Source organism: Micromonospora sp. NPDC049580 (assembly GCF_040675595.1).
Classification (GTDB): Bacteria; Actinomycetota; Actinomycetes; order Mycobacteriales; family Micromonosporaceae; genus Micromonospora.
Map to the genome: position 1 here is coordinate 1 of NZ_JBFAPG010000323.1, position 7464 is coordinate 7464.

Here is a 7464-nt window from a genome sequence, read left to right on the forward strand (position 1 = left end):
CGGCTACCTACAATCCCTCCCCCCCCCGCTGGGTGGGGGTCCCGGGCAGGCAGCCCTTCACCCCCCCCCCACACCCCCGGGAGCCTTCATGTCGCAGCCACAGACCGGACCCGATGACGTCGTCGACCTCGTCATCGTCGGCGCCGGCATCAACGGCCTTGCCATCGCCAGAGACGCCGCCGACCGCGGCCTGAGTGTGGTCGTCGTGGACCGGGGCGACGTCGGCGCCGGTACGACGAGCACGTCGAGCCGGCTCATCCACGGTGGCCTGAAGTACCTCGAACGCTACGACTTCACCCTGGTGAACGAGTCCATCCGCGAACGCCACCTGCTGTTCCGCACCGCCCCGCACCTGGTGCACGACTACCCGATGCTCATCCCGTCCTACGCCCGCGACAGCCGACCGGGACCGCTGGTCCGGCTCGGCCTGGCGGCCTTTGACGTGCTGGCCGCCCGCCGCGGGCGCGGGATCAGCCGGGGCCTGTCCGCCCGCCGGATCGGTCAGCGCTGGCCGCAGCTGTCGCGCGACGGGCTGCGCGGCGGGGTGCTCTTCCGCGACGCGCAGGTGCCGTGGGCCGAGCGGCTCTGCGTCGAACTGCTGCTCGACGCGGAACGGCTGGGCGCGCGGGTGCTGACCTACACCACGGTGACCGGGCTCATCGTCGAAGACGGCCGGGTGCTCGGGGTGCGGACCACGGACAACCGGTCCGGTCAGCAGGGGCGGATCCGAGCCCGGCTCACCGTGAACGCCGCCGGGCCGTGGATCGACCAGATCCTACGCGGACAGGTCGAGAGCCGGCGGCTCAACGGCGGCACCAAGGGCAGCCACGTCATCCTCGACCCGTTCCCCGGCGCCCCGGACACCTGCATCTTCTTCGAGGCCGCCGCCGACCAGCGGCCGATCTTCATCTTCCCGTGGGCGGGTCGCTACATCCTGGGCAGCACCGACCTCACCTACGACGGGGACCTCGACGAGGTCGTCGCCAGCGACGCCGAGATCGAGTACCTGCTCAACGAGACCAACCGGATCATTCCGCAGGCCAAGCTCACCCCGGCCGACGTGCTCTACAGCGTCGCCGGGATCCGCCCGCTGCCACACACGGCCGGCGTCTCGGACAACGCCAAGATCAGCCGTGGGCACACAGTGCTCGACCACGCGCCGGCGTACGCCGGACTGCTGTCGATCATCGGCGGCAAGCTGACCACCCACCGGGCGCTCGCCGAGGACGCCACCGACGCGGCGCTGAAGGTGCTCGGCCGGCCCCGCGGACGGTGCACCACCCGTACCCGGCCGCTGCCCGGCGCCGACACCGCCGACTGGCGTACGTTCCGCGCGGAGTTCCAGCGCTCGGCGACCCCGTTCACCGGCGACCAGCGGGCCCGGCTGCTCGACCTGTACGGGGTGCGGGCGCGCCGCGTGCGCGAACTCGTCGTCACCGATCCATCACTCGCCGAGGTCGTCGACGAGCAGAGCGGCGCGGTCGCCGCCGAGATCGTCATGGCGTTCCGCGAGGAGAGGGCCGTGACGTTGGCAGACGTCCTGCTGCGTCGTACCCTGATCGGCCTCGGCCCGGACATGGCGCTGTCGACCGCCGTGACCTGCGCGGACGTCGCCGTCCGGCATCTCGGCTGGGACGACGAACGGGCCCGCGCCGAGGTGGCCGCCTACCACGCCGAGCTGCGACGCTTCCGCCCGCGCGCGCTGAACCTCTCGGCGGCAACCCCGAACAGCGACAGGAGGACGTCATGACGACACCGCACATCTGCTACCTCGGGGTCGACGTCGGGCTCACCGCCACCAAGGCGGCCGCCTTCGACATCGAGGGCCGCGAGCTCGCCGTCGTGCACGCCCGCACGCCGCGCACCAGCGTGACCGCCCACCGCCACGACGTGGGCATGCCCGCGCTGGCCGACACGGTGATGTCACTGCTCGGCGAGATCACCGGCAAGCTGGCCGCCGACGGGTACGCCCCGGCCGGCATCGGGGTGGCCGCCCACGGCAACGGCCTCTACCCGGTCGACGAGGCGCTGCGCCCGGTGGGGCCGGCCATCGCCTCCTCGGACAGCCGCGCCCAGCGGATCGTCCAGGCCATCCCGCCGGAGGGGGCACGCCGGCTGGCCGAGGAGACCGGGTCGATTCCCTGGGCCGCCCAGCCCAGCGTCCTGCTGCGCTGGCTGCGGGACAACGACGCCGACGCCTACGCGGCCACCCGGTGGGCCCTCTCCTGCAAGGACTGGGTCACCTCGCAGCTCACCGGCGTGGCCAGCGCCGACTACAGCGACGCCAGCGCCTCCGGCATGGTCGCGCTCGGCACCCGCGCCTACACCGCCACGGCGCTCGAACTCGTCGGGCTGCCGGCCACCGACCTCGACCGGTTCCCGCCGCTGCGGCGCTCCGACGCGGTGGTCGCCGGGCTGAGCGCCGCCGCCGCGGCCCGCAGCGGGCTCCCCGAGGGCCTGCCGGTCATCGCGGGTTGCATGGACTGCGTGGCGGCGACCCTCGGCGCCGGGGGCCGGGAGGTCGGGGATGGGACGATCATCGTCGGCACCTGGGCGATCAACGGCGTCGTCGTCCCCGCGCGTGCGCCCGCCCCCGAGGTAACCCTCAGCGCGTTCATGCCCGACCCGGCCACGATGCTGGCCATGGAGGTCGCGCCGACCTCCGCGGCGAACCTGGAGTGGCTCGCCTGCGCCGGGGTCGCGCACGACCAGGTCGGCAGCGTCGCCGCGGCGGAACTCCTGCGGGAAGCGGCCACCGTGCCACCCGGCGCGGACGGTCTGCTGTTCCTACCGTTCGTCAACGGCTCGCCCGAGCACCCGTCGGCGTCCGGCACCTTCCTCGGCATCTCCAGCAATCACCGCCGCGGGCACCTCACCCGAGCGGTCATCGAGGGGGTCGCCCAGTACCACCGGGTGCAGCTGGACCGGGTGTTGGCCAGCGGCGCGGACGTCGGGGACCGCCCCTGGCGGCTGGCCGGCGGAGGCGCCCGGTCAACGGTCTGGGCGCAGATCTTCGCCGACGTGCTGGGGCGACCCGTCCGGCGCCAGCTCACCAGCGAGCTGGGAGCCCGCGGAGTCGCCTCCCTGCTACCCGGCGCCCTTGCCCACGACGTGCCGCCGTGGACCGTCAACGACGAGGACGACCTGTGCGTGTACCCGGGACCCGACCGGGCCGCCTACCTTGCGCACTCCCAGGTGTTCGACCGCTGTCTCGCCGGCATGTCCTCCGTGTGGTCGGAGGTCGAGCGCTACAGCACGACCTGACGTGCGCCCAGGGGTTGCAGGTCACCGGAGCCCGCTACGGGGCGGCCCCCGCGTGCGAGACACCGAATCGACCAACCCTCCTCCCCCTGCGGGTCCGATCCGGAGTTCGCTGTCGACCGGCGGTCAGCGGTCTACCCTGAAGATCTACCCGACACTTCAGGTGACGCTCCGACGGCGACTCCGGAAGGGCCCGACGTGACCGCAGAGACCCCCGGCGGCTCAGGTGCACTGATGCCCGCCGCGTTCATCGGCCATGGCAACCCCATGAACGCTCTCGAGGTCAACCGATACACCACCTCGTGGAGGGCGTTCGGCGCCGCGGTGCCGCGGCCCCGTGTCATCCTGGTCATCAGCGCGCATTGGTACACCAACGCCACCGCCGTCACCGCGATGCCCCGGCCGCGGACCATCCACGACTTCTACGGCTTTCCGCAGGCGTTGTTCGAGGTGGAGTACCCCGCGCCGGGGCTGCCCGAGCTGGTTACGGAGATCAGCGACACCGTTCACCCGACCTGGGTCGGCGCCGACCTCGACAGCTGGGGCATCGACCACGGCACCTGGTCTGTCTTGACGCACGCTTTCCCGGACGCCTCGGTCCCGGTCGTACAGCTCAGCATCAACGCCGACAAGCCCTTGGACTACCATTTCCAGCTCGGCGCCAAACTCGCTCCACTGAGACAACGCGGAGTGCTCATCATCGCCAGCGGCAACGTCGTGCACAACCTACGCGGCATGGACTGGAAGCTGACCGACGACGGCTACGACTGGGCCCAGCGCTTCGACGAGGACGCCAAGACCCGCATGTTGACCGATCCGGGCGAATTCGCGACGCTCGACACCCACCGCGACTTCCGCCACGCGGTGCCGACACCGGATCACTTCATTCCCGCGCTCTACCTCGCCGGTCTGGCCGCCACCGCCGACGCGCCGGACACCGACGTCCTCGTGGACGGCTACGCCTACGGATCGTTGTCGATGACGGCTTACACCCTCGGGCTGCCCTGCCCCGACGCAGCTGGCGAAGGCGGATCCCCACAGCCGCCCGACGACCTGCCGGCCGACGGCTCGAACATCTAGGGTTGCGCGCGACCTGACGGAAGGTGGCCCCGCAGAGCTGACAACGCCGCGACCTGCGGCCGGAGAGCGTCCGGAACCGCAGGCCGCGGCGCGATCGTGCGAAGGCGTACGACCGGATCAGCCGCCGCTGTTGGAGCGGGTGGGGGCGGGCGCCGACCCGCCGGCCACCGCTCCCGGGTGCGGAGTGGCCGTGACCGTGGGCCTCAGCCCGACCGGTACGGCCAGCGCACTGCCCTTGGCGAACTCGTCCCAGCCGACATTCCAGGCCGTCCAGCCGTTGCCCGGATCCAGCGCCACCTCGGTGCCCTTGACCGTCACCAGGTCGCCGACCTGTGTGATCCCCATCAGCCAGTCGGCGTTCTCGTTGGAGACGTTGGTGCAGCCGTGCGAGACGTTGGTGTTGCCCTGATCCCCCACCGACCACGGTGCGGCGTGGATGAACTCGCCGCCGTTGGTGAGCCGCTGGGCGTCCTCGACGTCGACGATGTAACCGCCATTCGGGTCGCCCATAGTGTTGAAGGTCGTGTAGTCGAACTTCTCCATGACCACCATGGTGCCGCTGGAGCTCGGTGTGCTCGGCTTGCCGAGACTGACCGGAATCTTGCGCAGCAGCTTGCCGTCCCGGTAGACCGCCATCTGCTTGGTGGCGTTGTCGATGTCCAGCGACACCTGCCGGCCGATCTTCGAGGTGCCCGACCGGTCCGCGTCGCCGATGGCGTCCTTACCGATCGGCAGCCCTTCCAGCGCGCTCCGCACGCTGATCTTCGTGCCCGGCTTCCAGAAGTCGGGCGCCCGGTACTCGACCTGCTTGCCGTCGTCCAGCCAGGACCAGGTCCCCGGCTGGGGTGGATCCGTCTTCACGAACAACCGCCGCTGCACGTCCGCCCGGGCCTCCTTCGGAATCGCCGGGTCGAACGTGACCACCACCGGCATGGCCGTCCCGTACGTCTGGTCTGCGGCGAAATTCAGGACGGTGGTCACGGCCTGTCTGTTGCCCGGTTTCGCCATTGTCCTGAACGTCGTTCTCTGCGTGGTCGTCCGGCCCTTGCCACCGGTCGCGGTCACCTCCGCCGTGTACGTCCGCAAATTCTGCAACGGCTTGGCCGGCACCCAGCTCGACCCGTCCTCCCGCGGCTCCGCCGGCACCTGCGCACCCTTGTCGTCGGTCAACCGCACCGAGGTGATCTTCCCGTCCTTGACGGTGGCCCCCACCTCCGCGCTGACCGGCACGTCCCCCGCGTGGTCGCCGGGTGTCACGGTCAGTTGCGGCGGTGCCGTGTTCGCTTGTCGGGCTCCCGGCAGGCGGTCGGCGGTGCATCCCGCCAGGACCAACGGCGTGGCCGCGATGGTCACCGACAGCAGCCTCAATCGCTGCCTCAGCTCCATATTGTCCCCCCGTTCATGGCTTTCCCTCTGCCCACATTTTCACCACGGCGGAGAGATGTCTGCGGCGATTTCAGCGGAACCGTCGCGCAAGGCTCCGGAAACCTTTCCCCACGCATTCCCTTATGGCGTGAACCGGCCCGGTCATTTCCGTTCGTGACCGTTCCGACAAAATGAGTACGCCACTGCTCGCCCATCCCGTCCCGGCCGCGTTGCGCCGGCGCTTCCGCTTACGGCGACTCGGCCCGGGAGCCACCCGCAACTCCCGGCTGATCCGGATCGAGCGCGACTCGACCGTCGTGCGCCGGTTCGCCAGCAGCGCACGGATCGCCGCCGGGCCGGGCACGTCCGGCAGGCACTCCGCCGCCCCCCAAGCTGCCATGAAGCCGGACCGTCGGGCGAAAGCTTCGCGAAGAAGCAGAAGGAACGCGAGCCCGTTGCGGTGGCGGATTTCGAGCCGTCGCTGGACTACTTTCGGCAACCCGGCTGGGCTCGCCAGATCGGCGAATTACGGTGCATTGACGTGACCATCATTCGCGTTACCGCCGTAGCACTCAGCGCCTTCCTGGCCACGCCGGTTCTGGTGGCCGGGTCACCGACGCGCACGGCCGCCACGCCCGACATGCCCTGCCCGGCCGTGAAGCCGGCGGTGCCGCCGCCCGCCGGAGCGTCTCCACCACCGGTCGGTGCCGCTGATCGGGCGGTCGGCGGTGCCGCGCTGGCCACGACCGGCCTGGCCATTCCGGTGGGTGCGCCGACGGCGCCGGCGGTGACGGCCACCTCGTGGCTCGTGGCGGACCTCGACAGTGGCGCGGTGCTGGGCGGGTGCGGCCCGCACGAGCTCCGCACGCCGGCCAGCGTGCAGAAGATGCTGCTGGCCGCGGCCCTGATGCCCCGCCTGGACCCGGCCCAGATGGTCGAGGTGACCCGGGCTGATCTGCAGGATCTCGATCCGGCCAGCTCGCTGATGGGGGTGGTCGAGGGTGGCCGCTACTCGATCGAGAGCCTGTGGCTGGGGCTGCTCCTCAAGTCGGGCAACGACGCGGCCAACGTGCTGGCCCGCGTCGGCGGCGCCGCCGCCGGCCGGCCGGGCGGGGTGCAGGCGATGAACAACGAGGCGCACCGGCTGCGCGCGAATCAGACCCACGCGGCGACGCCCTCCGGTCTGGACGGTCCCGGCCAGTACACCAGCGCGTACGACCTGGCGCTGATCGCGCGGGCCACCTACGCCCGCGAGGACTTCCGGCGGTACATCGCGACCCGGGTGGCCCAGATAGCCGGCGACGCGGGCACCCCGGGCTTCGCCATCACCCATGACAACACGCTGCTGGACCACTACCCGGGAACGCTCGGCGGAAAGACCGGCTTCACCGACCTGGCTCGACAGACGTACGTCGGGGTGGCCGAGCGCAACGGGCGGCGGCTCGCGGTGACCCTGCTCGGCGCGGAGACCGCGCCGCTGGGCAGCCTGGGCGAGGCGGGAGCCCTGCTCGACTGGGGCTTCGCCCTCTCCCCCGGCGCGTCCGTCGGCCGCCTGGTCACCCCGGGCGAGAAGACGGACGACCATGCCGCGGCCGCCGGCGAGGGCGAGCACCACGGTCAGGCCGGGGACCGGTCGCGGCTGTCCATACCGGCGGGCCGCGGGCGCGGCGCCGCCCCGGCCCCGGGCGGCGGGGGCCAGGGGGCGCCCCCGGGGGGCCCGGCCCCGCGGCCAGCCCCCGTTCGCTCGCTCGGGGCGGG

The 7464-nt window shown here is 71.8% G+C and carries 5 protein-coding genes; 4 read left to right on the forward strand and 1 reads right to left on the reverse strand.

From position 1 onward, the window contains the following. Nucleotides 1-88: 88 nt before the first annotated feature. The 3 genes from AB0J68_RS22670 to ygiD all read left to right on the forward strand — a co-directional run bounded on the left by AB0J68_RS22670 (nt 89) and on the right by ygiD (nt 4341). Entirely contained in the window at nt 89-1750 is a 1662-nt protein-coding gene (locus tag AB0J68_RS22670) for a glycerol-3-phosphate dehydrogenase/oxidase (protein WP_355067959.1), read from the forward strand. Continuing rightward, the gene (locus AB0J68_RS22675) at nt 1747-3264 is read left to right on the forward strand and encodes an FGGY family carbohydrate kinase (RefSeq protein ID WP_355138332.1); all 1518 of its coding nucleotides are present in this window, start codon (nt 1747-1749) and stop codon (nt 3262-3264) included. Before AB0J68_RS22670 ends, AB0J68_RS22675 begins: the two co-directional genes overlap by 4 nt. Nucleotides 3265-3495: 231 nt before the next feature. Next, complete coding sequence (ygiD, locus tag AB0J68_RS22680) at nt 3496-4341, forward strand: 4,5-DOPA dioxygenase extradiol (RefSeq protein WP_363940398.1); 846 nt, start codon at nt 3496-3498, stop codon at nt 4339-4341. Nucleotides 4342-4458: 117 nt separating this feature from the next. On the opposite strand, the gene AB0J68_RS22685 is transcribed toward ygiD, so the two are convergent. Further along, nucleotides 4459-5727 (reverse strand): Ig-like domain-containing protein, encoded by a 1269-nt coding sequence (locus AB0J68_RS22685; protein WP_363940399.1) that lies wholly within the window; start codon nt 5725-5727, stop codon nt 4459-4461. Between the two features lie 520 nt (nt 5728-6247). Here AB0J68_RS22685 and AB0J68_RS22690 point away from each other — a divergent pair. Then, on the forward strand, nt 6248-7464 hold a 1217-nt coding region (locus AB0J68_RS22690; protein ID WP_363940400.1), incomplete at its 3' end, for a D-alanyl-D-alanine carboxypeptidase.